This is a genomic window from Prosthecobacter sp. SYSU 5D2 (assembly GCF_039655865.1).
In the GTDB taxonomy this organism is placed as follows: domain Bacteria; phylum Verrucomicrobiota; class Verrucomicrobiia; order Verrucomicrobiales; family Verrucomicrobiaceae; genus Prosthecobacter.
In genome coordinates, this window is record NZ_JBBYXL010000002.1 from 68,305 (window position 1) to 94,377 (window position 26,073).

At 60.1% G+C, this 26,073-nt stretch carries 17 protein-coding genes; 11 read left to right on the plus strand and 6 right to left on the minus strand.

All coding sequences use genetic code 11. From position 1 onward, the window contains the following. Nucleotides 1–16 precede the first annotated feature (16 nt). The 3 genes from rpmB to WJU23_RS03005 all read left to right on the plus strand — a co-directional run bounded on the left by rpmB (nt 17) and on the right by WJU23_RS03005 (nt 7,473). A complete protein-coding gene (gene rpmB / locus WJU23_RS02995) occupies nt 17–280 on the plus strand; it encodes a 50S ribosomal protein L28 (RefSeq protein ID WP_346331049.1) in 264 nt (87 codons plus the stop codon). Between the two features lie 310 nt (nt 281–590). Next, nucleotides 591–6,095, plus strand: a complete 5,505-nt coding sequence (locus WJU23_RS03000; RefSeq protein WP_346331050.1) for a choice-of-anchor tandem repeat GloVer-containing protein — start codon at nt 591–593, stop codon at nt 6,093–6,095. A gap of 256 nt (nt 6,096–6,351) precedes the next feature. Beyond that, nucleotides 6,352–7,473 (plus strand): aldo/keto reductase, encoded by a 1,122-nt coding sequence (locus WJU23_RS03005; protein WP_346331051.1) that lies wholly within the window; start codon nt 6,352–6,354, stop codon nt 7,471–7,473. 176 nt (nt 7,474–7,649) lie between these two features. Here WJU23_RS03005 and WJU23_RS03010 read toward each other — a convergent pair whose 3' ends face one another. Continuing rightward, a complete protein-coding gene (locus tag WJU23_RS03010; RefSeq protein ID WP_346331052.1) occupies nt 7,650–8,117 on the minus strand; it encodes an RNA-binding protein in 468 nt (155 codons plus the stop codon). A gap of 199 nt (nt 8,118–8,316) precedes the next feature. Here WJU23_RS03010 and WJU23_RS03015 point away from each other — a divergent pair, with 199 nt between their 5' ends. Together WJU23_RS03015 and WJU23_RS03020 are read left to right on the plus strand one after the other, a co-directional pair. After that, the gene (locus WJU23_RS03015) at nt 8,317–9,069 is read left to right on the plus strand and encodes an RNA pseudouridine synthase (RefSeq protein ID WP_346331053.1); all 753 of its coding nucleotides are present in this window, start codon (nt 8,317–8,319) and stop codon (nt 9,067–9,069) included. A 93-nt stretch (nt 9,070–9,162) separates the two neighbouring features. After that, nucleotides 9,163–10,449: a c-type cytochrome domain-containing protein gene (locus tag WJU23_RS03020; RefSeq protein ID WP_346331054.1), complete on the plus strand. Its 1,287-nt coding sequence runs from the start codon at nt 9,163–9,165 to the stop codon at nt 10,447–10,449. 1 nt (nt 10,450) lies between these two features. Here the strand turns inward: WJU23_RS03020 and rtcR are convergent, their stop codons facing one another. Genes rtcR through WJU23_RS03035 form a run of 3 tightly spaced genes read right to left on the minus strand, consistent with a single transcriptional unit; the run spans nt 10,451 to nt 12,577 of the window. Continuing rightward, a complete protein-coding gene (gene rtcR, locus WJU23_RS03025; protein ID WP_346331055.1) occupies nt 10,451–12,034 on the minus strand; it encodes an RNA repair transcriptional activator RtcR in 1,584 nt (527 codons plus the stop codon). Further along, nucleotides 12,031–12,339, minus strand: coding sequence for a type II toxin-antitoxin system RelE/ParE family toxin (locus tag WJU23_RS03030; RefSeq protein ID WP_346331056.1), 309 nt, complete (start codon nt 12,337–12,339; stop codon nt 12,031–12,033). Before WJU23_RS03030 ends, rtcR begins: the two co-directional genes overlap by 4 nt. Continuing rightward, complete coding sequence (locus WJU23_RS03035; protein WP_346331057.1) at nt 12,332–12,577, minus strand: hypothetical protein; 246 nt, start codon at nt 12,575–12,577, stop codon at nt 12,332–12,334. Before WJU23_RS03035 ends, WJU23_RS03030 begins: the two co-directional genes overlap by 8 nt. 276 nt (nt 12,578–12,853) lie before the next feature. Here WJU23_RS03035 and WJU23_RS03040 point away from each other — a divergent pair, with 276 nt between their 5' ends. The 6 genes from WJU23_RS03040 to trxA all read left to right on the plus strand — a co-directional run bounded on the left by WJU23_RS03040 (nt 12,854) and on the right by trxA (nt 21,243). Next, complete coding sequence (locus WJU23_RS03040; protein WP_346331058.1) at nt 12,854–14,422, plus strand: RNA-binding protein; 1,569 nt, start codon at nt 12,854–12,856, stop codon at nt 14,420–14,422. Nucleotides 14,423–15,095: 673 nt separating this feature from the next. Next, nucleotides 15,096–16,583: an RtcB family protein gene (locus WJU23_RS03045; RefSeq protein ID WP_346331059.1), complete on the plus strand. Its 1,488-nt coding sequence runs from the start codon at nt 15,096–15,098 to the stop codon at nt 16,581–16,583. 28 nt (nt 16,584–16,611) lie between these two features. Then, nucleotides 16,612–17,646, plus strand: a complete 1,035-nt coding sequence (gene rtcA, locus WJU23_RS03050; RefSeq protein ID WP_346331060.1) for an RNA 3'-terminal phosphate cyclase — start codon at nt 16,612–16,614, stop codon at nt 17,644–17,646. A gap of 74 nt (nt 17,647–17,720) precedes the next feature. Further along, on the plus strand, nt 17,721–19,421 hold the full coding sequence (locus WJU23_RS03055) for a phosphopantetheine-binding protein (protein WP_346331061.1): 1,701 nt from the start codon (nt 17,721–17,723) through the stop codon (nt 19,419–19,421). A gap of 78 nt (nt 19,422–19,499) precedes the next feature. Next, nucleotides 19,500–20,789 carry an ATP-dependent 6-phosphofructokinase gene (locus WJU23_RS03060; protein ID WP_346331062.1) on the plus strand — a complete coding sequence of 430 codons (1,290 nt, stop codon included), beginning with the start codon at nt 19,500–19,502 and terminating at the stop codon, nt 20,787–20,789. A gap of 130 nt (nt 20,790–20,919) precedes the next feature. Further along, on the plus strand, nt 20,920–21,243 hold the full coding sequence (gene trxA / locus WJU23_RS03065; RefSeq protein ID WP_346331426.1) for a thioredoxin: 324 nt from the start codon (nt 20,920–20,922) through the stop codon (nt 21,241–21,243). A gap of 8 nt (nt 21,244–21,251) precedes the next feature. Here trxA and WJU23_RS03070 read toward each other — a convergent pair whose 3' ends face one another. Continuing rightward, nucleotides 21,252–22,691, minus strand: a complete 1,440-nt coding sequence (locus tag WJU23_RS03070; RefSeq protein WP_346331063.1) for a DUF1501 domain-containing protein — start codon at nt 22,689–22,691, stop codon at nt 21,252–21,254. Between the two features lie 44 nt (nt 22,692–22,735). Next, nucleotides 22,736–26,059 carry a PSD1 and planctomycete cytochrome C domain-containing protein gene (locus tag WJU23_RS03075; RefSeq protein WP_346331064.1) on the minus strand — a complete coding sequence of 1,108 codons (3,324 nt, stop codon included), beginning with the start codon at nt 26,057–26,059 and terminating at the stop codon, nt 22,736–22,738. Nucleotides 26,060–26,073 lie beyond the last annotated feature (14 nt).

The window sequence follows — 26,073 nt, forward strand, 5'->3', positions numbered from 1 at the left end:
TCCCAGGAATCATCACATGGCTAAAGTCTGTCAAATCACCGGAGTCGGCGTCACACGCGGCCACCACATTCATCGCAGCGGTAAAGCTAAGAAGGAAGGTGGTATCGGTAAGCACATCACGAAGCGTGTGAAGCGTGTCATTTACCCGAACCTGCGCCACAAGCGTATTTTCGTTCCTGAGCTTAATCAGTGGGTCACGGTCAAGCTGACCGCCCGCGCTCTGAAAACGATGGATAAAAACGGTGCCTTCAAGACGTTGAAGGAAGCTGGTTTGATCTAAGTTTGATGATTGATTGATGGTGTTTTGGAGGCAGGTCCACCGGATCTGCCTCCATTTTTTGTACTTTGGGTCCTTCCTGCGCTCCTGGCTGGCCTAACTAATGATGAGTTAATTTATTAGAATCAGGCAGGTAAACGATGCATTCTAGGAGCTGTGTTTTCATTGATGAGCCAGGCGAATGGATGTGTGATGGTAAGGAAAAGTGCGCATTATTGCATTTTGCTTTATATTAGGCTGAGTATCAGATTTTTTCCTCTTTTGGTGTTGAAAGTGGTAACCAGAATGGAGGAATGAGCGTGTACTCTTACCCATGCTATTGCGTTATCTTACCATCTCGCTGTTATTCCTGTCCGCCGCAGCGGCTCATGCCCAGACGGCAGCTTCTATGGAACCCGTCGCCGGATTCGGTGTTGGCCCCGGCCAGCCTGCCCGTGCAGGTCTTTTTTATAAAGAGTCCACGGGGAAATTCTATGGCACTTCGCAATCAGGAGGGGCATTTGGAGCCGGAACGGTTTTTGAAATGGATGAAACAGGCCGCATCCAGGGCCTGTCCTTTACGGAAGAAAAAAACGAACAAGCTTTTCCCGGCTCCCGGCCCAGCAGTGAATTTGTGGAAAGCTCAGACGGCTGGCTCTGGACCACTTACACCAATTACGGGCTGGGGAATGCCCAGCAGCTTGGCGGCATCGTCCGCCTGCGGCCGGAGACGGGCGAGTGCCAGGTGATGGCCCGCTTTACCGGTAACACGGGCTTGTTTCCTGGAAGCTGGCCTCAGGGCGGTCTGGTGCGCAGTGCGGATGGCAACCTGTGGGGCACTACTTTTTACACCGCCAATAACAACACGGGTGCAGGCACAATTTTCCGCATCCATGAGATCACCGGGGAGTTTGAAAGCGTGCATTCCTTTCCAGGAACTGGCGGTACCAGCGGCGGCGCAAGACCGCAAGGCACCCTCCATAATGACGGCAATGGCAACCTGTGGGGTGTGACCCAGTTCGCAGGAGCTGCCGGGAACGGTTCCACAAGCGGCTCAGGCTCGGTCTTCAAATTCAACATGTCCACACGGGCCATCACGGTGTACAACATCTTTGCCGGCTCCAATCCGCAGGAGGGCAAGATCACAGGCTCCTTTCCCAATAACAGCCTGGTGCCGGATGGTCGGGGTTTCCTGTGGGGAACCATTTCCAAAGACAACACCTTTGGCAGTGTCTATAAAATCGAAGCCGCCACAGGCAACGCCACCCATGTGGCCGATTATAACAAAAACGGCAACAATCTGGCTGTCCAGCTCATGCGAGACCACCAGGGCAATCTCTGGGGTTATACCCCCGCTGGCGGAAATAACGGCGTCAACAAAGGCTCGTTGTTCAAGGTGGATTCCGGCACAGACATGCTGACCACGGAATTCAGCTTCAGTTCCCTCAGCGGTGCCAATGCGGACATCACCGGCCCGGCTTCCGCACTGGTGCGCACTCCGGACGGCCAGCTTTGGGGCACCGCCACCACCGCCAGCGGCGGCTGGGCGGCCTACAAATTCAATCCGAATGGTGCCGTGTTCACACGGCTGGCAGCGGGCCAGGTGCTCACCGGCTACACGCCGCAGGCGGGTGTGGTGGGCAGCCCGGGCAGCAACTGGCTGTGGGGCAGCACCTCGGCGGGCGGTTTGCATGGCTTTGGCACGTTGTACCGTGTGGATCCCGTCAACGGGCAGATGGAAACGCTGGTCCATTTCACCGGCACCAGTGGTTCGGCCGCCGGTGCCGAGCCTTCCGGCACGCTGGCCATCGCGGCAGATGGGATTGTCTGGGGCACCACCAAGCTGGGCGGAGCGGGAAATTTTGGCACCGTTTTCAAATATGATCCCGATACGACGGTCTTCACCTCGGTCCATGCCTTTACCGCCAGCGGCAACGGGGCAAGCCCGCGCGGACTGATCCTGCCTGGGGACGGCTCCCATGCCTGGGGCGTGGCCAATAACGGTACCAACGGCATCGTGTTCAAGATCAACACCGCCACCTCCGCCTTTACCAATGTGTTCGCGTTCGTGTCGGGTACCAGCACCGGTCGCAGCCCTGACTGTCAGCTTGTAGAAGATGCCAGTGGATTTCTTTGGGGCACTACCACCGTTAGCGGAGCCAACGGTGACGGCAGCATCTTCAAGGTGGATCCGGCCACAGGCACAACGACCGTGGTTTACCATTTTAACAATGATTCCGGCCAGCCGCTTTCCACCCGTGCCGGCGGTCCCCGTGGCAGCCTGTTTATGGATGCCACCGGCCACCTTTGGGGCATGTGGAACTATTCCAGCACCTCCGGCGTTTTCCGGTTTAACACCGCCACCAATACCCTGGAAAACTTTTTCACGGATTTTGTCTCCGCCAGCGTTTATCCAAACCTCAAAGCTTACCCTGGCACCCTGGGGACGGACCAGGACGGGAAACTGAACTTCGTGGTCGCGGAGAGCGCCAGAAATTCAGATAGTCTCATCCTGACTCGCGAGGTTCTGTTTCAGATTGACCCAGCCGAGGCCACCCCAGTGGCGGCCAAGGCCACTGTCCTGGAAGAAGGCGTGATATATCAAGAAGGCCCGGCCAATTTACCCCAGGGTGCGTTTTATGCCCACTCTGACGGCTTCCTCTATGGCATCAACAGTGCCCGCGGCCTGAACCGCGACCTCAGCCCGGCTGGCGGCGGCATGCTTTACCGCGTGCGCACAGGTCCGGCTGTGACCACAGTGATGAAGCCTGACTCAGCCTATAATCCTTTGTATCATTCGTATGCCAGCCGCACCAATGCCACGCTGAGGGCCATGGTGAGTCCGAATGAGCAGGCCATCACTGGCTGGGAATTCGAATGGGGGCCCACCACCGCTTTGGGCAATACGGTCACGGCCACTCCTGGCGCTGCCTCGGAAATCGGCATCATGTCCACTGCCACCCTTTCCGGACTGGCCCCCTACACGACTTATTATTTCCGTGCGGTGGTCCATACCGCTGCCGGGGCCAGCTATGGCCGCATGCTGACCTTGGAGACGGATTCCATTGTGAACTGGCCCGCACCTGAAGGCTCCCAGATTTTGGTGGAATCTCCTCGAGGCATGGCTCTTCCGGAAAGCCCCAGCGCCGGTTCTGTGGACCTGGGTCGCCTGCTTGTGGGTGAATCCTGGAAACAGGCCGTGATCGCCCGCAGCGTGGGGCCGGACAATCTCAACATCCAGTCCGCCGTCCTCAGCGGGGACCCGGCCTTCAGCATCTTCACGGAGATGCCCATAGGCTCATTGGCAACAGATAAAACGGCGGGCATGTTCGTCACCTATGCGCCTACCTCTCCCGGTGTGCATATAGCCACGCTCACCATCACCTCCAACGACTGGGATGACTCCACCTATGAAATCACCTTCTCCGCCGAAGGCATCCAGGAGCCGGATCTCCAGGTGGAACTGGCCGGGGATGGCACGCCTGTTGCCGCAGGTGGCCGGGTGGATTTCGGCAGCAGCGCCCTCGGTGTCGCCACGCCCAACCAGACCCTGAATGTCATCAACGCCGGCAACGCCACCCTGGAAAACATCTCGGTGGAAATCGTCGGTGCGGCCAAAGATGATTACGGCTTGGTGTTCGTTCCCGGTGCCTCCTTGCTGGAGGGCGGCAGCACCAACCTGGTGGTCTCCTTCACCCCCTCCCAGGCGGGCACCCGCACCGCCACCCTCCGCATCCGCAGCAATGATCCTGATCAGCCCGAGTATGACATCAGCCTGACCGGAGCCTCCCTGGCCATGCCAGAAATCGTGGTGGAAACCTCCGGCGGCACCAATTTGGTGGACGGCTCCGGCACCATCCAGTTTGGCAATGTCCCCGTCGGCGGCTCCGGCAGCCAGCAGATTGTCATCAAAAACACCGGTAATGCTCCGCTCACAGGCATTTCCGTCAATGTCATTGGCCAGCCCCAATACACTGTCACGGTTTCCGCGCCGGCCACCATTGCCGCCGGGGCCAGTGCCACGGTGGAAATCACGCTCAGCCCCCTGGCTGCCGTGCCTGTGATCGCCCAGCTGGAGATCAGTAGCAATGACAGCGATGAAAATCCCTTCAATCTGACGCTGAACGGCAGCGGCATTTCCGCACCGGAAATCGCCGTGGAGGTGGGTGCCGCCGCGCTCGCGGACGGCGGGCCAGCGGTGGCGTTTGGCAGCGTTTCCGCCGGTCTGTCCGCCACCCGGACCTTTACCATCCGAAATGCCGGCAATGAAGCCCTGACCGGGCTGGTCCTCAGCCTCGACGGCGCAGGATTCAGCAACACCGGTCTGGGCCAGACCAGCCTGGCCGCCGGCCAGAGCCTGACCTTTGATGTGACCTTCAGCCCGTCCGCCGAGGGGGATTTCTCCGCCACGCTCCAGATCGCCAGCAACGACGCGGATGAGAATCCCTTCGACATCGCGCTCACCGGTACCGCCACGGCCCAGGTGGGCGGCAAGCCCGTGTTTGGTCCCATCACCCTCGGACCTAGCAGCGTGGCCCAGCCGGTAAACCAGACCATCGCCGCCACCCAGTCCCCCACGCGTTACAGTGCCAAAGGGCTCCCCAAAGGCGTCAAGATCAACCCCCTCACGGGTGAGCTTACGGGCGCACCCACTGCCCCGCGTCTGGTCAAAGGCCAGGTGCAGCCCTATGAAGTGGTGTTCACGGCCAAAAACAAAGAAGGCAGTACCAGCACGGATCCCATCCAGTGGTTGGTCACCCCTCTGGCCGACGGCATCGTCGGCACCTTCAACGGCCTTGTGTCCCGGCAGGCCGCCGTCAACGGGGCGGCGGGGTCGGACACCGGCTTTGGTGGCAGCATCAAGGTGGTGGTTTCTACGAAGGGCAGCTTCAGTGGCAGCCTGAAAAACGGTGCTGACACCCATGGTTTCAAGGGCTTTCTGGAGGTGCCAGAAGGCGGCGGCAATCCTGAAGCCACCGTGACCATCAACCGCAAAAAAGGCCTGAATCCTCTGGACCTGACCTTCACCGTCTATCCCCTGGATGCCACCGGCGGCAATGCCGGAAGGCTGGCCGGACAGGTCTCCCTTGACGGCCAGAACGCTGCGATAGACGCGTGGTTGGCCCAGGAAACCGGCCTGGCCACCGGCTCCTACAATCTGGCTTTTGACGACATCACCGGCAATGCGACCGTGCGGCCCGAAGGCAGCGGTTATGCCATCCTGAAGGTCAAGCCCAGGGCGGCGGTGAGCTGGACCGGGCTGCTGGCTGACGGCACCAAGATCACCGGCAGCAGCACCCTCGGTGCCAATGGCAGCGCCGGTCTTTACCAGGTACTTTATAAAAAGACTGGCAGCCTGCTCATGGAGGTCGTCGTGGATCCTGGCACTGAGGTGGACGGTGACATGACCTGGCTGAAGCTGCCGCAGACGGGCAAAACCCCCGGCTACGCTGACGGATTTTTTGCCAGATGCAGCGTTTTCGGTGGTCTCTACACACCACCGGCCAAGAATGCACGGGTGCTTGACCTGCCTGAAAACATCATCCTGGAACTGTGGGGAGGCGGGGATGTGAATCTGGTCTATCCTGCTACCCTGAGCGCCAAAAACGCAGTGACGGTGACTGATGCAGGGGAGAAGACCAAACTGAAGATCAATGCCAAAACCGGGATCATCACCGGCGGTTTTGAGCAGCCTGGGACGAAAGTCAGGAAAGCCAAGGCCTATGGCCTGATGGTGCCTGGCCTGGGCGGGGCAGGTTTCTTCCTGTTGCCGGAGGACAGCGCCAGCCGTCCGGAAATCCTGTCGGGAGCCCTCTTCCTGGGCGAGGAGACGCCCTGAACCGGAAACCGGTTCGCCCCCCTCTTCATCCTAATTCCCAAAAGCCGGAGCATATGCTCCGGCTTTTTTGCACCGTCTTGCGCTGAACTGTGAACCGAGATTCATGGCCTGCCGCTTCTACCGTGAAGAAAGCCCTGAGCATGGCGGGTCCGGGCTTGCTGAGAGGCGCAGGCGGCGCAAGATAGAGCCATTCTTTTCGATTTGTTTTACTGCCCGGCAGCTTAATTTTTTCAGAACAACCCGACCCCAACCCCCTATGAACCTCACACGCACAGCTTACGGCACCTGGAGTGGCGGCAAATTCATGCACTTCGGCGAAATGCTGGATGACGCCCGGTATATCCAGATGATCCGGGATTCCTTCGACAAAGGCGTCCGCACTTTCGTCACCGCAGATGTTTATGGCGTGGGCCGTGCGGATTCCATGCTCGGAGAGGCGCTGCAGGGGCTGCCGCGTGATGAATACTGCCTGGTGGGCATCGTGGGTCATGACTTTTACTCCGGCCAGCGGGCTGGGTCCAAGGGCTATCCGCGCTTCACTGAAGCCAGCCTGCACCAGCCGGAGCAGTACGCAGGCTACCTGCAAATGGCCACGGAGGAATCCCTGAAGCGCTGCCAGGCCAGCAAGTTTGACTGCCTGCTGCTGCATAATCCGGATACGGTGGGCTATACGAGCGAAGCAGTGTGGGACGGGCTGGCCGCCTTGAAGGACAAGGGGCTGACAGACCGACTGGGCATCGCTCCGGGACCGGCGAACGGTTTTACGCTGGACATGATCGAGTGCTTTGAGCGTTTTGGTGACCGGATGGAGTGGGCGATGATCATTTTGAACCCGCTGGAGCCCTGGCCCGGCCAGCATGTGCTGCCTGCCGCCAAGAAGCACGGGGTGGATATCCTGACACGGGTGGTGGACTACGGCGGCATCTTCCATGACGATGTGAAACCGGGGCACAAGTTCCGCGATGGCGACCACCGCAGCTACCGTCCGGCGGGCTGGGTGGACCATGCCAGCGAGAAGCTGGAGAAGATCCGCCACATTGCCGACAAGCACGGACTGACCATGCTGCAACTGGCCTGCCTGTGGGATCTGGCCCAGGAGCCGGTGAAGAGCGTGGTGCCAACGCTGATCCAGGAAGCTGGCGAGGGTGCCCGCAGCATCGAAAGCAAACTGGAAGAGCTGGCGGCGCTGCCTGCTGAAAACGTGCTGAGCGCGGAGGAGGTCGAGGAGATCCGCGAGATCGGCGACAACACCGGCTGTATGATGCTGAAAGGCGCGAGCCAGCGACACGAAGGCCAGGAAGCCCGGCCCGATGAGTGGCCGATGCGGCCGGAGCTGCTTTCCTTGGCCGGACGCTGGAATCTGGGCACGGCGTGGTAAGGTGAGGTCACGCTCTGGCGAGCGCGGCTACAATCAGCTGCCTGCGCAAGCAGGTGGCTGAAGAGCCATGTGATCCCGGCAACCACGCTCTGGTGAGCGCGGCTACGGGCACGAAAAAGGCGGAATCCTCACGGATTCCGCCTTCAAAATGTTCGACTGGCTAGGCCAGGGAAGGATTACCAGCGCTCGCCGCCTTCACCCTTGCCGCCGCGATCGCGGTCCCAGCTCTTGCCGCCACGGCCACCGCCGCCGCCGCCACCACCACCGTAGCCGCCACGGCCACCGCCGCCGCCGCCACCACCACCGTAGCCGCCGCGACCACCGCCGCCGCCGCCGCCACCACCGTAGCCGCCACGGCCACCGCCGCCGCCGCCACCACCGAAGGCAGGACGCTCTTCTTTCGGACGGGCTTCATTGATCGTCAGGGAGCGACCACCGAAGTCTTTGCCATTCAGGCCTTCAATGGCTGCTGTCATGGCTTCCGGTGTGTCCATGCTGACGAAGGCGAACCCACGTGGGCGACCGCTCTCGCGATCCATCGGCAGGAAGACATCGGTAACGCCGCCGAATTGGGAGAAGAGATCGCGCAGATCAACATCGGTGGCACTGAAGGGGAGATTCCCCACATACATTTTCGTATTCATTTCGGTAATAGCTGAGTGGTCACTGAATTATGATCAGCCAGAACCCTCACCGACGAAACATTCACCTGATGAACTTCTGGACCTAACCCTCAAACAGGTGGACGCATCGGAGGTGTTGCAGAGGAAGAGTTTGAATGCAAGCATTATTCTTGTAGCAGGGAATGCTTGTTTCAGCAGGCTGTGCTATCCTGGGATCCCTGTGCGCCACGCCGTCAATACTGACTTTACCCTCCTGGATGAGACCGATGATTTCATCGTGGTGGACAAGCCTGCGCCGCTGCAAGTCCACCCCAGCACGCCAAACGGCACGTGGACCCTATGGCACGGTCTGAATGAACTGCTGGCCTATGAGATGACCAATGGCGGCCAGATCTCCATCATCAACCGGCTGGACCGGGAGACGAGTGGCACGGTGCTGGTGGCGAAGAACCAGCCGGCGGCGCGGCGCTTCGGCATCGCCATGCAGGAGCGGCAGTTTCATAAATCCTACATGGCCATCGTCCATGGCTGGCCGGAGTGGGGGGAGCTGGACCTCAATGCGCCGGTCTTGCGCAAGGGTGACGTGGCCGAATCGCCCATTTGGGTGAAGCAGATGGTGCATCCTGACGGGGCCGCCTGCCAGACGCGCTTCCGGCTTTTACAAAAGACGGTCCATCCGGTGGCCGGGCCGTTGGCGCTGGTGGAGGCCGCGCCGGTGACCGGACGCATGCACCAGATCCGCGTGCATCTGGCGCACCTGGGCCATCCTATCCTGGGGGATAAGATTTATGGGAAAGATGAGCGCTGTTATCTGGATTTCATCGAGACCGGCTGGACGCCTGATCTGGAGAACCGGCTGCATTTTTCCCGGCAGGCGCTGCATTCCCACCGGCTGGAGGTGAGAGCGGCGGATTTTTCCCTGGCCTGGGAGGCTCCAATCCCGGCGGAGATGGCGGCCTGGGTGGGCGGATGAAGGGAGGATTTCCTTTGTTTAAATGGCTCCTTCGCAGACGTTGATGTTCCAGTGAAATTTGTCATTGCCTGTATCTTTTTTTCCAGCGCTGCCATGGCTGCGCCGGTGTCGTTTTCCAAACAGATCGTGCCCATTTTGGCGGATCAATGTCTGGAATGTCATCGGGCGGAAAAGGCCAAGGGCTCTTACCGGCTGGACACTTTTGAGCAGTTGCTGAAAACGGGCGACAGCGATGCGGCTCCCATCGTGCCGGGCAAGGCGGAGGAGAGCGAGCTGTATGAGCTGCTGGTGGCCGACGATGATGCGGACCGCATGCCGAAGAAGGCGGACGCGCTGCCGGAAAAGGACATCGCGCTCATCCGCCAGTGGATCAATGAGGGGGCAAAGTTCGACGGCCAGGATGACAAAGCCGAGCTGACCTCCCTGCTGCCGCAAAAGAAAAATCAATCACCCGAAAAGTATCCGCAGCCCATTCCAGTGACGGCGATGGCGCTGAATGGCGATGGCAAGGTGCTGGTGACCAGCGGTTATCATGAAGTGCTGGCCTGGGACCCGGAGACGGGCAAGCTGCGGACGCGGCTGTCGGACATGCCGGAGCGTGTGCTGGGTCTGAGCTTTGTCAAAGGCGGCCCCTGGCTGGCCGTGGCAGGCGGCTCTCCGGGGCGCAGCGGTGAGGTTTGGCTGGTGAATTTTGCCAAACCCACGGAGCGCAAGCGCCTGGCGCAGATGCGCGACTGTGCGCTGGGCGTGGTGACTTCGCCCGATGGCAAGTATCTGGTCTCCGGCGGCGCGGATAACCGCATCCGTTGTTATACCCTGCCGGAGGGGAAGGAAATCTGGAACCTCGAAGCTCATGCGGATTGGATTCTCGCCGTGGCCATGAGCCCGGACGGCAGCCACGTCGCAACCGCCAGCCGGGATCGCACGGCGAAGGTGATGAAGACGGCCACACGTGAGATCGAGGGCACTTTTACAGCGCACAGTGTGCCCGTGCTGAGCATCGCCTTTGCCCCCGATGGCCAGACGCTGATCTCTGGCGATGCCGACGGCCAGGCCCGGCCCTGGGGGCTGGATGGCAAAGGCGTGAAAGACACCACCCTGCGCCCGGCAGGCCGCTCCGCTGTGCTGGCCGTGAGCTATCTGGATGGCAATACGCCCCTAACCGGAAGTGCCAGCGGCCAGGTGAGTGTCATTGATGCCAAGACGCGCAAGACCAGGAGCACCCTGGCCAAACATGAAGACCGCGTGAATGCGCTGCTCGTTTTCGGCGCAGGTGAAAAGCAGAAGGTCATCACCGCCAGCCATGACGGTGAGGTTCGGGTGAGCTCATCGAAGGATAACAAAGAGTTAGGCAAATTCATCGCCAGTCCGGGTTGGTGAATCACTTCACCCGCTCCCAGTCCAGCCCAAATCGCGCCAGGTACTTCTTCAGCCTGTCTGCATCGTTGGCCTTCGCTTTGCTGGCGCGTGAAACAGCAAAGAGCTTCCGTCCCGCATCCGACAGCGTTTTGCTCTCCCGGCAGATGCCGAGAACGTAATCAAGCTGCACCAGATCAAAGGGGTCCAGCTTCGACCGCTCTTCCTCACTGAGCACCGTGCACTGTGCACTGGCTTCCCCAACCCTCCAGCTCTCCATCAGCCGCGATTTCTCCTGCTCCACACATTCCACCGTGATGCGGCCCTTCGGCGCCAGCGTGGCCATGCGGGTAACGGCGGCATTCAGGTCGCGGAAGTTGGCACTCCATTTTGCCTCCGGGCTTCGCGCGAATTTCAGGAAGGCCTCGCGGGCCTCTTTGTTAAAGCGCACCTGACGGCGGTGGGATTTGGCAAAGCGTTCCAGTTCGAAGTCAAGATTTGCGCTGAGGTCCTCCCGCCGCTCTGCCAGGCTGGGCAGGGTGAAGGTCCACAAGTTAATTCGTGCCAGCAAGTCATCACGAAATTTGCCAGCCGCCACCTCGGCACGCAGGTCTCGGTTGGTCCCGGCGATGAGCTGGAAGTCGCTGGAGACCGCCTTGTCGGAGCCGAGCGGGAGAAAGGTTTTGTCCTCCAGCGCGCGCAGCAGCATGGCCTGTTCATCCAGGCCCAGCTCGCCGATCTCATCCAGAAAGATGAGCCCTTTATCTGCCTCCTTCAGCAGCCCTGGCCGGTCCGCCTGCGCACCGGTGAAAGCTCCACGCCGATGGCCAAAGAGCGCGCTCATGGCCTGGTCACCTCGTAACGTGGCGCAGTTCACTTCAACAAACCTTCCGGTTAGGCCAGCTCGTGTGCGGCGCAGGTCATAGATGCGCGAGGTCAGCAGGGACTTGCCCGCACCTGTCGGCCCCATAATGAGCATTGGAGCTTTTGAGTTCACCGCCACCAGTTCGATCTGGCTGATGAGCTTGTTAAACGCATTGCTCTTCGTGGCGATGCCGCTCTTCAGGAAGTCCAGCGTCTTCTCCTGCTCCTGGGCAAAGCGCGTGGCCAGCCGGTCATACTTGGACAGGTCCAGATCAATGATCTCATAGCGCCCGCTAGCCTTGGTGTCGCGTCCATTGACGCGGGTGGGGGAAGTTTGCAGCAGCCGCGCCGGGATGAAATTGGCCTCGTTCAGCAGGAACCAGCAGATCTGCGCCACATGCGTCCCCGTGGTCAGGTGAATGAGATAATCCTCTTTTTCTGATTTAAACGCATACTTGGTTATGAAGTCATACAGTCCCTCATACACAATCTGAAAATCCCAAGGGTCCGCAAAGCAGATTTCATTCACCACCACCGTCGTCTCTGGCGAGATCAGGCCAATGTCCGCCACCACCTGCTGCGCCAAGTCCATGAACTTCGGCTCCACCAGCAGCTCCAGCCGAGAAATCAGCAAATCTTCTTGCTGGCACATGGACACCGTCGGTCGCCACCGCGACCACCTATCCACCCCCTGCGCCCGGTCCAACGAGGTGCCTAAAAAGCCAAAAACGACGGTGGATTTCATGGCAGTTCATTCAGCCTGCGTTTGATCATCTCAGGCGCCTGTCGCAGATCCAGCAGGGCATGCAGCACGACTCCTCGCGACTCAGACACATAGAACAATCCATAGTTCCTGTTATAAACCAATACCCTTCTTAATCTGCGATGTTCCAGGCCAGGGCCAAGCAAAGGGAACCGTTGAAGCAGCCGGACAGTTTTCAGAATTTCGTCATAAAACAGGTCGCCCGCGCCATCCTCCCTCAATTCCAGACGTTCATAGATGGCCTGGACATCATTCTCAGCGGCCAGTGTCCAGACGAGATCATCCATGATGGGAGGCGGTCGTTGAAAGACGCTGCTTGAGGGCCATGAGCCCGGCGGTGACTTCCTCAGTCGTCTTGACGGCGGAAGGGTCGGCCTCATGCGCATCCAGCCTCTGATCCAGAAAGGCCTTCAACTCAGGCGTGAAGTCCACGCTTTTGGAAACCTCTTCCGCCAGCTCGCAAGAGAGCCGCATCTTCTGTTCCACCGTCAAATGGTGAAGCGCCGGAATGGTTTCGAGGATCATAAAAAGAATATCCTCCTGCCGAAAAACAATTCAATGAGCGAGTTCATGAGGGTGAAACGATGTGTTTTTATATACTTTATCCAAAAGGATAAAATAATCTACAGAAAGATAGAAAAAAAGAATTTATCTCTCCAGCCATTCGGAGAAGACATTCCGCCCTAAAACTTTCTTTCCCTTAATCCATAAGGCTTCCAGCGCCATTGGGCCCCTCCGTGCCAAAACTTGGCACGGTCCTGGCATTACTGATTGGCACAACGTAACAACCCGAAAAACATCATGGCCAGCAAAACACTCTTCCAATCCATCGCCGGAGCCCTCGCCCCCAAGGCGGATACTCGCAACGAAGCCGGTGGCCTGGCTTACCAGATGACCCCGCGTCATGCCCTGGCCCAGTACGCGGCCACCGGATGCCTGAACCACACTTATTACGCCACCGCCGAGGACCAGCTTCAGAAGATCCTGGCTCTCTGCGATAAGGTGCCAACGGACTTCATCGCCCGGACTGCGCTTCACTGCCGTGAAAAAGGCTTTATGAAGGATGTGCCAGCGCTGCTTTGCGCCGTGCTTGCCGCCCGCGATGCCGAGCGTCTGGAGCTCATCTTTAGCCGCGTGATCAACGATGCGAAGATTCTGCGCAACTTTGTCCAGATTCTGCGTTCCGGGGTGACCGGCCGTAAGTCCCTGGGATCGCTGCCGAAGCGTCTGGTGCGCAAGTGGTTTGAAAACCGTTCGGATGAAGCCGTGTTCCGTGCGGATGTGGGCCAGTCTCCTTCCGTGGCGGACATCATCAAGATGGTGCACCCGCATCCTGGGTCGCCGTCCCGTGAGGCGCTATATGGTTACCTCATTGGTCGCGCTCATCAGGCCGAGGCTCTGCCACCTCTGGTGCGCGAGTTTGAAGCCTGGAAGCTGGACCCGCAGGGTGAGCCTCCGGATGTGCCCTTCCAGATGCTCACGGCGCTGCCGCTGACCACGGAGCAATGGCTTGCCATCGCCCGCCGTGCCACCTGGCAGACCACCCGGATGAACCTGAACACCTTTGCCCGTCATGGTGTGTTCACTCATCCCGAGGTGACCCGCCTCATCGCCAGCCGTCTGCGCAGCGAGGACCAGGTGCGTCGTGCCCGTGTCTTCCCTTACCAGCTCATGGCCGCCTATTTCAATGTGGGGGCCGATGTGCCGCATGAAGTGAAGGAAGCGCTGCAGGACGCCATGGAAATCGCGGTTTCCAATGTGCCTGTCGTGAGCGGAAAAGTGGTCGTGGCACCTGACGTGTCCGGTTCCATGCACTCCCCGGTGACCGGCGTGCGCAAAGGGGCCACGAGCAAGATCCGCTGCATTGATGTGGCCGCCCTGGTGGCTGCCGCCTTCCTTCGCCAGAACCGTGATGCCGAGGTGCTTCCCTTTGAAACCAAGGTGGTTCCGGTGTCTTTGAATCCCCGTGATTCGGTGATGACGAATGCCCAAAAGCTGGCCTCGCTGCCCGCTGGCGGGACCAACTGCAGCGCCGTGCTCATTGACCTCAATGCCCGCAAGGCGAAGGCCGATCTGGTCATCTATGTCTCCGATAATGAGTCCTGGATGGACACGCCAGCTCATGGCCGGTTTGGTGGATCTCCAACACGCACGATGAGCGAATGGAATGTGTTCAAGCAGCGCAATCCGAATGCCCGTCTGGTGTGCCTGGACATCCAGCCCTATGCGACGACGCAGGCGCAGGAACGCGAGGACATCCTGAACATCGGCGGTTTCTCCGACCAGGTGTTTCAAGTCATCGCCTCCTTTGCCAGCGGCCAGCTTGGCCCTGACCACTGGGTAGGCGAGATCGAAAACACACCCCTTTGAAGACCTTGGAGGCTGGTGAATGCCTGAGATGACTACATTTTTGCGAAAAAACGTCGCTCGACCTCTTGTCACCAGCCTCCTCTTCAAACCCTTTCTAACCCATTTTGGCGAATGCCCTGAGGAACTACATTGAATCTGACGGTTGCAGGTTCAAATCCTGCCAGTCCCATTCACGGGGGATTGTAGCTCAAGCAGGTAGAGCATCAGCATTGTTTCTCGACTCCTTTGTCGCCAATCCTTTTTCAAACTCAAAATCAAATCCTGGCGAATGCCGGAGCTGACTACATCACCAAATAGTGGGCATGATAACCCACACCTGTCTTAGTAACAGGCATTCATCATGTCTCTCCACCCCTTGTCGCCACCTCTTTCCTATTCATCCCCTTAACCTGGCGAATGCCCAGAGTGACTACATCCCAAAACATGGCGGCTTGATAACCCGTACCCCTGAAGACCTCAGGGACTGTCACTCACCCCCTTGTCGCCAGCCTTCATTTTAAACCAACCTTTCTAAACGGGGCGAATGCCCGATGGAACTACACGATTAGCAAATCCTCCTGTCGTGGGTTCGAATCCCACCGGTCCCACTTTCGACGGGACCGTAGCTCAGTCTGGTAGAGCAGAGCCAACGTTTCATCAAAACCTTGTCGCCCCACCTTTTTCTCACACTCATATGACCTCCCCTTTCCACATCATCAACGAAGCCGAAGCCTTTCTCCCTGCCCGCGATAACAAGGGTAAGCCGATCACCGTGATCGGAACCGAGGCCATCCGAAATGGCTTTGACCAGACCTGCATTGAGCAGGCGCTGAATTCGCGTTCCGCGCCGGGGGTGACGGACCTGGTGCTGAACCCGGATGCCCATGCCGGATACGGCGCGCCTGTGGGGTGTGTGATGGCCTCGCCAACGCACATTTATCCAGGGCCGGTGGGGGTGGACATCAAGTGCTCCATGTCCCTGCTGCAAATGAACATCCCGTCGGATGAGATCGTGGATCGCACGGTGCGCCGTCGTCTCATTGAGGCCATCGTAGCTCGCACACCGACGGGTCCAGGCCGAGGTCAGCGCGAGGCCAAAAAGTCCCGCCGTGTGTCTGCGGCCCTGGGAGTGCAAGCCTGCACCGAAGGGGCCAGCAAAGCCGTTTGCGAAGCGCTGGGGATTCCGCCAGAGTGGGCGTTGCGCTGCGAGGACAGCCAGCACTACGGGCATGATGGGAACGTTTCCACGCTGCATGAGCGGCTGGATAAAATGCGCGCCTTCAATGCCTTCCCCAACTTTGAAAACAAGATGATGCAGCTCGGTTCTTACGGAGGTGGAAACCACTTCGGTGAGTGCGAGGTGGTGCAGCTTGATTCCGACCCGACGATGCGTGCCACGGCGGAAGTCTTTGGCCTGCAGGATGACCGCGTGGCCTTCCTGAGCCACTGCGGATCGCGCGGGTTTGGGAACATCCTGGCGCAACGCCAGTTCAAGGCGCTGGAAGGTTTCTTCCGCACCTGGGGACTGGATTTCCCTGCCGGTGACAAGCAGCTCGTTTATGCGCCGCTCGGTACACCGGAGGCGGACGCCTATCTGGATGACATGGCCCTGGGGGCCAACTTCGCGACCGTAAACCACATGCTCATCAATGCCCTGGTGCTGGAGGCTTTCCAAGAAGTCCTGCCAGGGACAACCGGGCAATTGGTGTACTTCATCAGCCACAACATCGCGCGTCAGGAGGTGGTGGATAACCAGCTCTCCTGGGTGCACCGCAAAGGGGCCACCCGTGCCTTCCCTGGGGGCCATCATGCACTGAAGGACACACCGTTTGCCGCCACCGGTCACCCGATCCTGCTGCCCGGAAATCCGCGCGATGGCTCCGTCGTGATGGTGGCCAAACCGGAGGCCGTGAAAAGCTGCTACAGCGTGAACCACGGTGCCGGCCGCTGCATGGGCCGCAAAGCTGCCGCCCGCGCGCTGGACCAAAAAACCGTGGACGCCGACTTCGAGTCTAACGACATCCTCTTCAACTCCCGCCAGTATCCGATTGATGAAGCCCCGAACGCCTACAAGGATTTCAAAGAAGTCCTCCGCAGCGTCGAGTCCGCCGGTCTCGCCCAGCAAGTGTGCAAGCTGAAGGCCCGCTTCGTGATCAAGGATGCAGCGGAGGCGGATGATTGAGCTAAAATCCCGCAAGCAATAATCAACCATGCAAACCTCCCCCCTCCTCCAAATCTCCGGCGAATCCGGCGGTGGCCAGTTGCTGCGTTCGGCGCTGGCTTTGTCCATGGTCACGGGGACGCCATTCCGCATGGTGAACATCCGGGGCAAGCGCCCGAAGCCGGGCCTCATGAGGCAGCACCTGACTTGCGTGAAGGCGGCGGCGGAGATCTGCGAGGCGGCGGTGGATGGGGCTGCACTGGGATCCGTGGAGCTGGTCTTTGCGCCGGGCAAGGTGAGGGCAGGGGACTATGCCTTCAGCATTGGCAGCGGCGGCAGCACGACGCTGGTTTTCCAGACACTGCTGCCTGCGCTTCTTTATGCCGCTGGAGACAGCATGCTGCGCATCGAAGGCGGGACGCATAATCCCTTGGCACCGCCGTTTGAATTCATCGCGCAATGTTTTCTGCCGCAGCTTCACGGGCTGGGAGTGAAGGCAAGTGTGGCTTTGGAAAAGCATGGATTCATGCAGGCAGGAGGCGGCGTGCTGACGGCGTCGGTTTCGCCCATCAAGAAATGGAAGAAGCTGAAACTGATGGAGCGCGGGGAGCTGCAAGAAACCTTTGGTCGCGTGCTGCATGCCCACCTGCACCGGGAGATCGCCGAGCGTGAGATCGCCACGGCGGCGCGCGTGCTGGAATGGGAGGCGGACCGGATTGCCCTGCGCTACGCCAATGACAGCACCGGGCCGGGCAATGCCCTGCTGCTGGGCGCGTGCTTTGCCAATGTGTGCGAGATCAGCAGCGGCATCGCCCAGATGGGAAAATCGGCGGAATCCGTGGCCACCGGGGCGGCGAAAGGACTGAAATCCTATCTCGCATCGTCCGCTCCCGTGGGCGTGCATCTGGCGGACCAGCTCCTGCTGCCGATGTCGCTGGCGGGCGGTGGCCAATATCTCACCCGGCCGCTCAGCGACCACACGCGGACGAACATCGAACTGATTGAAAAATTCCTGCCGGTGAGGTTTCAGGTGGAGGATGAGACGGCGGGCGTGAAACGAGTGTCCGTGCACCCGGCATCCTAAAGAGATTGACGGTCTGCGGTGCGGCAGTTCTTGACCCGGTGGCTGCTGCTTGTACGGTGCAGTTTCACTCCGTAATGCCTGAAACCCCCACCCTGTCCCAACTCGAGCTGCGTGTGCTCGATCTCGTCCGTGACGAAGTCCTCCAAACCCCGCCTGGATTCGGCACCGGGTCTGACCTCTTTGAGGCCGGCCTGGACTCCATGGCCATCATGCAGCTTTTGCTGCTACTGGAGGAGCATTACTCCGTCGCCATCCCGGTAGGCAGTGTCTCGCGGGCCAATTTTAAGAGTGCGCAGACCATTGCCGCCTTGCTTGTGCAGCAAGGATACACCATCGTCGAAGGCGGTCCTGAAGAACCCGCACCCGCCGCCGCGATGGCGGAAGTGGCCGCGCCACCGCTGGCGGCGGTTCCTGCCGCACCGGAGGCCAAATTTGACCGCTTGCCGCTGCGCGACTGCGATTTCTTCACGCATGCCTTTGATGAAATGCTGCGCCAGGCCGGCCAGGGCGGACACATCGCCCGCTCCTTCATTGAGCTGGACCGGGCACCGGACGTGCCTGCGCTGAAAACGCTGCTGGCGGGCCTTCATGACCGTTTTGCCTTCCCCATCCTGACGGCGCAGCTCAAGAAGCCCGGCTTTTTCTCCCTGCCGCTCTGGGTGCCCGCCACGAATCCGAGGCCGCTGGAACTGGAGCTCTGGTCCGATGAAAAATCCGCCGGGCTGCTGCTGCCGCATGGGGCCAAACCCTTCAGCGATGTGCAGACGAAGCTGGATGACATCATCAACACCTCCCTGCCTCAGTATGAAGACGGCTGGATGAATGTGCGCTTTGACCTGGTGGAAAAGGCTGACGGCTCCTGCGTTTTCGTTTTCTCCTGGAGCCACCTCATCATGGACGGCATCGGTGCGGAGTTCTTCCTGCTGGAGATGAATCGTTTGTTAGGTGGAAAGAGCGAGCCGGTCCCTGGATTTGACCTCACAGACCTGAACGACCAGCGCGGTTGGGGCGAGCGGTGGAAGACGGCCAAGGTGATGCCGTCCTTCTTTGACACGGTGATGAGCAAGCCCTTCGAGGCACTGGGCTCCGCCAAGCTTTCCTCCGGGCGGGCACACTTCCAGGTCATCACCCTGACCAAGGAGCAAAGCGCCGAGGCCGCCCGCCGCAGCGCGGAGATCTCCGGGCCGCTGATCAACATGCCCTTCCATCTGGCCTGCGCCATGCGTGCGCACCAGAGCGTCTTTACGCATCGCGGCCAGCAGCCGGAATCGCTGATGTGCTGCATTCCCATCCAGGTGCGGCGCAAGGGCACGCGCGGTCCGCTTTTCCAGAACCATCTGACCATGTTTTTCTGCAATCTGCTGGCCGATGAACTGACCACCCTGGATGCCGCTGCAGGTGCCCTGCACAAACAGCACACACGCTTCATCAAGGACAAGATTGGCGATGCCTTCCGCGACCTGATGTGGATGATGCGCCCCATGCCGCCGAGCCTGCACATGCACTTCATCAACTGGCACATGAAGGGCAAGTTCAGTTCCTTTTACCATTCCAACACGGGCGTCTTTGCCCCTGAGCTGACCGAGTTCGCCGGGGCGCAGGTGACCAATGCATATCACGTGCCCAGCTTCTCAGATCCTCCGGGCACAGGCGTCTTCACCAATGAGAAAAACGGCCGCCTGGTGCTGACGCTCTGCTGGCGCGAAGGCACCATCACTGAGGAAGAACGTGCCATCTTTGTCAACCAGCTCATGAGCGACCTCGGGGTCGCCTGAGCATTGTAAACCCAACCCTGCAAAAAACGCCATCACGCATCGTGCATGGCACCCGATGTGCTCTTTATTGATCGTCCCATGCTGAATGTTGACATCTCCTCCCTAGGTCCATGCCAGTTCCATTCCCCCCTGCATCAGATCGGCAGTGTGCAGGTGCCGTACAAGACGGAAGTGGACCGCATTCTTTACACCAATACGGTGCAGGGCCTGCAGGAGGAAAACAGCGCGCTGAGCTTCGAAGAAGCCGGGCCGCGCGAAAAGATTTTCTTTGATCCTCCACGCACCACGGTGGGCATCGTTACCTGTGGCGGCCTTTGCCCAGGGCTGAATGACATCATCCGTGGCATCGTCAACCAGTGCTACCGGCAGTACGGCATCAACCGGGTGTATGGATTCCGCTATGGTTATGAGGGCCTGGTGCAGCGGTACGGTCACACGCCGTTGATGCTGAGGCCGGAGTCCGTATCCCAGATCCATAATTTTGGCGGCACCATCCTGGGCAGCTCACGAGGCCAGCAGCTTATTGGCGACATGGTGGACACCCTGGAAGACATGGGGGTGGACATCCTCTTCGTCATCGGCGGTGACGGCACCCTGCGCGGTGCCTCAGAGATCGCCAAAGAGATTGCCGTGCGCGGGCTTCGCAAGGCCGTGGTCGGCATTCCCAAGACCATTGACAATGACATCATGTACCTTGACAAGAGCTTCGGTTTTGAGACCGCTTTTGCCGAGGCTGTCAATGCAGTCAAGTGCGCCTACACGGAGGCCTGCGGAGCTGTCAATGGCATCGGGCTTTTGAAACTGATGGGCCGTGACAGCGGTTTCATCGCCTGTTACGCTGCGCTGGCCGGCAGCAATGTGGACTTTGTGCTCATCCCGGAAGTGCAGTTCACCATGGAAGGCACCACCGGCCTGCTGGAGGCACTGCGCTACCGCGTGGCCAAGCGCGGCAGTGCCGTCATCGTGGTGGCAGAAGGGGCCGGGCAGGAGCTGTTTTCAGACAACGGCAGCACGGATGCCAGCGGTAACAAACGTTATGGCGACATCGGCCTGCACTTGAAGGACGAGATCAACGCTTTCTTCAAGGCCCGCCGCATGGAGGTCAATTTGAAGTACATTGACCCCAGCTACATCGTCCGCAGCGTACCGGCGAATCCGCAGGACAATGTCTATTGCTCACGCCTCGCGCAATCTGCCGTGCATGCGGCGATGGCGGGCAAAACCTCCATGCTGGTGGGTCGCTGGCACAATGCCTTTGTGCATCTGCCGCTGGACATGGTGACCCATGGCCGTCGCAAAGTGGACCCGCATAGCGAGCTCTGGCATGCCGTACTGGAGAGCACCGGCCAGCCCGCGATGATGACGTGAGCGAGCGCGGAACTGCAAAATCAGTTGGCATTCCCGGCTTGTGAGCGGAGCTTTCCGCATGAAAGCCTCCAACATCGGCATCTGGCTCACGGTCGCACTCCTGGTATGGGGGGCCTGGATCGTGATGGACATGGCGGTACCTGCGAAATCACCCAGCGGCGGCGCTTCGTCGCTGGCTGTCTTGAAGACATCCGAAGTGCCGGTACTGGTGGAATTTTATGCCGACTGGTGCGGTCCTTGCCGGGTAGTGGGGCCGGTGGTAGATGCGCTGGCCGTGGAGGTGGCAGGCCGGGCCAAGGTCATCCGCCTGGACATGGATTTGCAGAAGCAGCTCGCTGCCAAGCACGGCGTGCGCAGCATTCCCACCTTCATCGCTTTCAAAGACGGCCGCGAGGTGGCCCGGCAAAGCGGCGTCATTCCCAAAGCGATGATGCTGCAGATGTTGGGTTTGTAAACTTATGGTTAGGCTAGAAGCTCCGGCACAATCTTGCAGTCCTCTACCCCGGTCAGGCGGAAGTCCAGGCCGGCATACTTGAAGGTGAACTTGGAGTGGTCGAAGCCCAGCGCGCGCAGCAGGGTGGCGTGCAGCTCGTGGACGTGCACCGGTTTTTCCACAGCGGCAAAGCCGAACTCATCGGTCGCGCCGTGGGTATAACCACCTTTGGTGCCACCACCGGCCAGCCAGTTGGTGAAGCCGTAGTGGTTGTGGTCACGACCGCGCTGCTTGCCCGCATTGGCTCCCGGCGTCGGCAGCTCCACCGCCGGAGTGCGGCCAAATTCACCGCCCCAGATCATGAGCGTATCATCAAACAGGCCGCGCTGCTTCATGTCCGCCATGAAGGCGGCGATGGCACCGTCCACATCCTTGGCCAGGCGTGCATGGTCCAGGATTTCATCGTGGCTGTCCCAGGGTTGTCCGGCCCCGGTCCAGAGCTGGATGAAGCGCACACCCCGCTCCAGCAGGCGGCGGGCGATGAGTGTCTGCCGTCCAAAGTTGTTCTCGCCATAAGCCTTGCGGATGTGCTCAGGCTCCTTGCTGATGTCAAAGGCATCCGTCGCCTCCATCTGCATGCGGTAGGCCAGTTCATAGCTCTGGATGCGCGCATCCAGCTGCTGATCCTTGTCACGCTGGATGAGGTGGTTGTGGTTCAGCTCATACAGCAGGTCGAGCTGGCGGCGCTGCTGCTTCATGTCCAGGGAGGTGTTCTTGATGAACTCCACCAGCTTGTCCACATCGGTGTTTTCTGTGTTGATGTAGGTGCCCTGGTAGATGCTCGGCAGGAAGGCAGACTGCCAGTTTTTAGTGCGGCGCGTCGGCATGCCCTTCGGGCACATGGAGATGTAGCCGGGAAGGTTTTCATTTTCCGAGCCCAGTCCATAAGTCACCCACGAGCCGAAGCTCGGGCGCTGCAGGCGGCCATCGCCCGTGTTCATCAGGCCCAGGGAAGGCTCATGGTTAGGCACATCCGCCTGCATGGAGCGGATCACGCACAGGTCATCCGCAAACTCCGCCGTGCGGGAAAAGATCTCGCTTACCTCCAGGCCGCACTGGCCATACTTCTGGAACTTGAAGGGCGACTTCATACCCGCGCCGGTCGGACGCTCCGTTTTCAGCACGTTCGGCAGCGGCTTGCCATCGTATTTGTCCAGCATCGGCTTCGGATCAAACGTGTCCACCTGCGACGGCCCGCCGTTCATGAAGAAGTGGATCACCCGCTTGGCCGTCGGTTTGAAATGCGACTGCCGCACACCAAACGGATTGTTGGCATTCAGCGCCGCCTCCGCCTTGCCAGCCCCCATCAGATCCCCCAGCGCCATGGTCCCCAGGCCCATGCCCAGACGTCCCAGCAACTGCCTGCGGGTGAGAAAATGATGTTCGAGATTGGGGGCGTGATGGGACATGGGCGGGGGAGTTTGTCAGGCGGTTAAAATGGCATTCGTCAGCTTCAGTCCACAAACTGGAATTCATTGGACATCATCAGCACCTGCCCCAGTTGCGCGAGGGGAGACTGGGGTTTGTCGCGGTTCACGGGCCAAGCATCGGGGCCGCAGAAATCGGTGTCGGCGCGGGTCACGGGTGTCACCGTGCCGGTGGCATCCATGCGCTCGATCTTCGGCGCCCAGGAGTAGCTGTCGCTGTCCGTGCTGCCTTCTTCACAGTCAACCACGAAGCTCAGCACCTCGTCCTGGGTCACTTCGATCTCAGCATTCAGATCCACACTGCCGGCGGGCTTCACCAGCTCCTCGCGGATCTTCCCAGCGCGGCTGGAGAGGATCCAGGCGCGCACGCCGTTGCCCTTCGGACTGCTGCGTTTGATTGTGCCGCTGATGCGGATCTTTTCCTTCTCAAAAGGCGATGTCCACTGCATCACGGCGGCCCCTTTCTTGCCCGGATGGCCATTGCCTGCGCCGATGTAAAGATGGCCAAATTCCTTGCTCGGATAAACCGTTTCCGGTGTCCAGCGATGCGTGCTCTGGCCCACCTTGCCAAAGTGCGGCAGAGGCGCATACCCTACCAGACTGACCTTGCCGCTCGCAGCAGCCGTTTCCACCACACCGCTGCCGTAGCGCCAGACAAACGCCGCTGACCGGTTGCTCAGGGCATCCGCATCGTTGCAGAATCGCTGCGCCAGCTCCACCTCCTCCGGCTGTGGACTGCGCAGCAGCACCCGCTGATACAGCGCACGGATCGCTTCAGAATCAATGGTGCTGCCCTTCACCGGCGTGGCCGCCGCCAGCTTCATGGACCGCTGCTGCATGAACGGGCTGTTCATCAGAAACAGCGCCTGCTGCGGCACCGTGGTCACATAGCGCATCGGGCTGTGGTTGTCCGGATTGGCAAAGTCAAACATCGCCGGCACCGTCGCCTGCTCATAGCGGTCCACCAGCAGGTACAGGCTGCGGCGGCTGTCCGCCAGCTTGTCATTCAGCATCACGGCCCGTCCGCCCATCTGGCCCAGGTTCAAATCCCCCGCCACCTGCAGCATCGCATCACGCATGGATTCATAGTCCAGGCGCTGGCGGTTCTGCCGGCTGATGAGGTCATTGTCCGCATCCTTCACATTTTTCTCCTCAGAGCTCACCGCCGCCTGCTGATAGGCGCGGGTGTTCAGGATGCGCCGGTGCAGCTTCTTCAGGCTCCAGCCTTCCTCCATGAAAGTGGCGGCCAGGAGGTCCAGCACATCCTGTTGCACAGGCTGGTCCGTCTGCACGCCGAAGTCGCTCGTCTGCCCAACCAAAGGTTTGCCAAAATGCTGCGTCCACACCCGGTTCACCATCACCCTCGCCGTCAGCGGATTCTCCTTGCTGGCGATCTTTTCCGCCAGCTCCAGGCGGCCGCTGCCATCGCTGAAGCTTTCACCGCCAAACATCGTCAGCCAGCCACGCGGAGCCACCGCACCGCGCCGGCTCGGATTGCCCCGGATGAAGATGCTGATGTCCGCCGGCTTCTCCTTGTCCAGCATCACCATCGCACGCGGTGGCGCACCGGGGTGCTCCGTCTCCAGCTTCACGCGTTCATTGGCCGTCTTCACCGTCATCGTCAGGTCCTTGCGGGTGAAAAACAGATTCGCCTGCTCCACTGGCACCGCCATCGGGGAGGGGTCCGTCTGCAAAATGTCGCGCACCTCTTTCCAGTCGGCATTGTCCGGTTCAGTGCCCGCCAGGCAGGTGTTAAAAATATCCGCATACAGCGCCGCCACGTCCTCAAATTTCTTCGGCGCAGGCCGCTTCGCCAGCTCGTTCCGCAGCACCGCATTTAGATTGCTGTCCGGCTTGACCATCGCCTTCACCACGTCTGGCGCTTTCGCGGCAAATTCCTCCGCAGGCAGCGCCGCAAATTCCTTCCAGGCCAGCATCACCGGATGCGGCTTGCTCTTCAGCGCATGGCGTTTCAAAAAGTCACCCCACTGGTCCGCCACCTTGTCCCGCAGCTTCAGCGCCCCGGCGCGACCCTTCAGCGTGTTGCGGTCCTTGATCGTCGCCGCCTCTTGGGCAAAGGCCAGATACTCCGCCACCCGCTCCGGCACACGGATCTCATCATGGACCTTCTTTTTGAAGTCCAGCTCCTTCTGGGCGATCGCCGCCACCTTCGCCTCATAGTCCCTCGCATCCTCCTCCTTCGCCGCCTTGCCGATCACCGGAAACGCGTCCGCCTCAGGCAGCTCACTGCTGTTGAAGACCGAATACAGCGCGTAATAATCCCGCGCCGGGATCGGGTCAAACTTATGGTCATGGCAGCGCGCGCAGCCCACCGTCAGCCCCAGCATCCCGCGGGAAACCACATCAATGCGGTCATCCGTCTGCAGATCCTTGTTGCTGATGAACCGGTCCCCCACGCTCAGATACCCCAGCGCCGCCAGATGCGGATCCTGGCTGCCCGCAGGCACCATCTTGTCCGCCGCCAGCTGATACTTCAAAAACTCATCATACGGCATGTCCTCATTCAGCGCCTTCACCACCCAGTCACGAAAAGTATACGCATACGGATAGCGCGTGTTCTTCCCCGCCACCTGGTAGCCGTCCGTGTCCGCATAGCGCGCCACATCCAGCCACACCCGGCCCCAGCGCTCGCCATAGGCCGGGCTCGCCAGCAGCTGGTCCACCAGCGCCTCCGTCGCCGCCTTCGCGTCCTTCGCCATCGCCTGCTCAAAGGCCTTCATCTCAGCAAAGGTCGGCTGCAGACCCGTCAGCGTCACATGGATCCGCCGGCACAGCGTCGCCGCATCCGCCGCCGGGGCAAAGTCCAGCCCCGCCTCCTTCAGTTTCTCACCGATCAGGCTGTCCACCGTCCCCGCAGGCTTCTTCACCGGCAGGAATGCCCAGTGCTGCATCGGGTCCTTCTTCTCATGCTCATCGGCCAGCTTCTCCTCCGGCCACGGCAGGCCCATCTGCACCCACTTCTCCAGCGCCGCAATGTCCCCCGCCTTCAGCTTGTCCGCCTTCTTCGGCATCGCCTCCACCCCGTCCGCGTGGTTGATCGCCTTGATCAGCTTGGAAGCCGCCGCATTCCCCGGCTCCACCACCTTCCCATAGTCGCTCCCGCGCAGGATCGCACTCCTCAGGTCCACCCGCAGCCCGTTCTCATGCTTGTGCCCGCCATGGCAGTCATAGCAGTTCTCCGCCAGCACCGGCCGCACACTCTTCTCGAAAAACTCAATCTGCTCCGGCGAAAAGCTCCCCGCAGCCGGGGCCGCCGCAGCCGCAAAAGATCCGGCGACGGCAAAACTGCCGCCGATCAGCCGGAGGAAAAAAGGATTCTGAAAAGTCATCTGAGGGGGATTCG

What these genes read in the sequence shown, in the direction of transcription:
- rtcA (WP_346331060.1), top strand. Translation starts at nt 16,612, where the DNA reads ATGCAAACCTCCCCCCTCCTCCAAATCTCCGGCGAATCCGGCGGTGGC.
- rtcR (WP_346331055.1), bottom strand. Translation starts at nt 12,034, where the DNA reads ATGAAATCCACCGTCGTTTTTGGCTTTTTAGGCACCTCGTTGGACCGG.
- trxA (WP_346331426.1), top strand. Translation starts at nt 20,920, where the DNA reads ATGGCGGTACCTGCGAAATCACCCAGCGGCGGCGCTTCGTCGCTGGCT.
- WJU23_RS03075 (WP_346331064.1), bottom strand. Translation starts at nt 26,059, where the DNA reads ATGACTTTTCAGAATCCTTTTTTCCTCCGGCTGATCGGCGGCAGTTTT.
- WJU23_RS03045 (WP_346331059.1), top strand. Translation starts at nt 15,096, where the DNA reads ATGACCTCCCCTTTCCACATCATCAACGAAGCCGAAGCCTTTCTCCCT.
- WJU23_RS03055 (WP_346331061.1), top strand. Translation starts at nt 17,721, where the DNA reads ATGCCTGAAACCCCCACCCTGTCCCAACTCGAGCTGCGTGTGCTCGAT.
- WJU23_RS03010 (WP_346331052.1), bottom strand. Translation starts at nt 8,117, where the DNA reads ATGAATACGAAAATGTATGTGGGGAATCTCCCCTTCAGTGCCACCGAT.
- WJU23_RS03000 (WP_346331050.1), top strand. Translation starts at nt 591, where the DNA reads ATGCTATTGCGTTATCTTACCATCTCGCTGTTATTCCTGTCCGCCGCA.
- rpmB (WP_346331049.1), top strand. Translation starts at nt 17, where the DNA reads ATGGCTAAAGTCTGTCAAATCACCGGAGTCGGCGTCACACGCGGCCAC.
- WJU23_RS03020 (WP_346331054.1), top strand. Translation starts at nt 9,163, where the DNA reads ATGGCTGCGCCGGTGTCGTTTTCCAAACAGATCGTGCCCATTTTGGCG.
- WJU23_RS03040 (WP_346331058.1), top strand. Translation starts at nt 12,854, where the DNA reads ATGGCCAGCAAAACACTCTTCCAATCCATCGCCGGAGCCCTCGCCCCC.
- WJU23_RS03070 (WP_346331063.1), bottom strand. Translation starts at nt 22,691, where the DNA reads ATGTCCCATCACGCCCCCAATCTCGAACATCATTTTCTCACCCGCAGG.
- WJU23_RS03060 (WP_346331062.1), top strand. Translation starts at nt 19,500, where the DNA reads ATGCTGAATGTTGACATCTCCTCCCTAGGTCCATGCCAGTTCCATTCC.
- WJU23_RS03030 (WP_346331056.1), bottom strand. Translation starts at nt 12,339, where the DNA reads ATGGATGATCTCGTCTGGACACTGGCCGCTGAGAATGATGTCCAGGCC.
- WJU23_RS03035 (WP_346331057.1), bottom strand. Translation starts at nt 12,577, where the DNA reads ATGATCCTCGAAACCATTCCGGCGCTTCACCATTTGACGGTGGAACAG.
- WJU23_RS03005 (WP_346331051.1), top strand. Translation starts at nt 6,352, where the DNA reads ATGAACCTCACACGCACAGCTTACGGCACCTGGAGTGGCGGCAAATTC.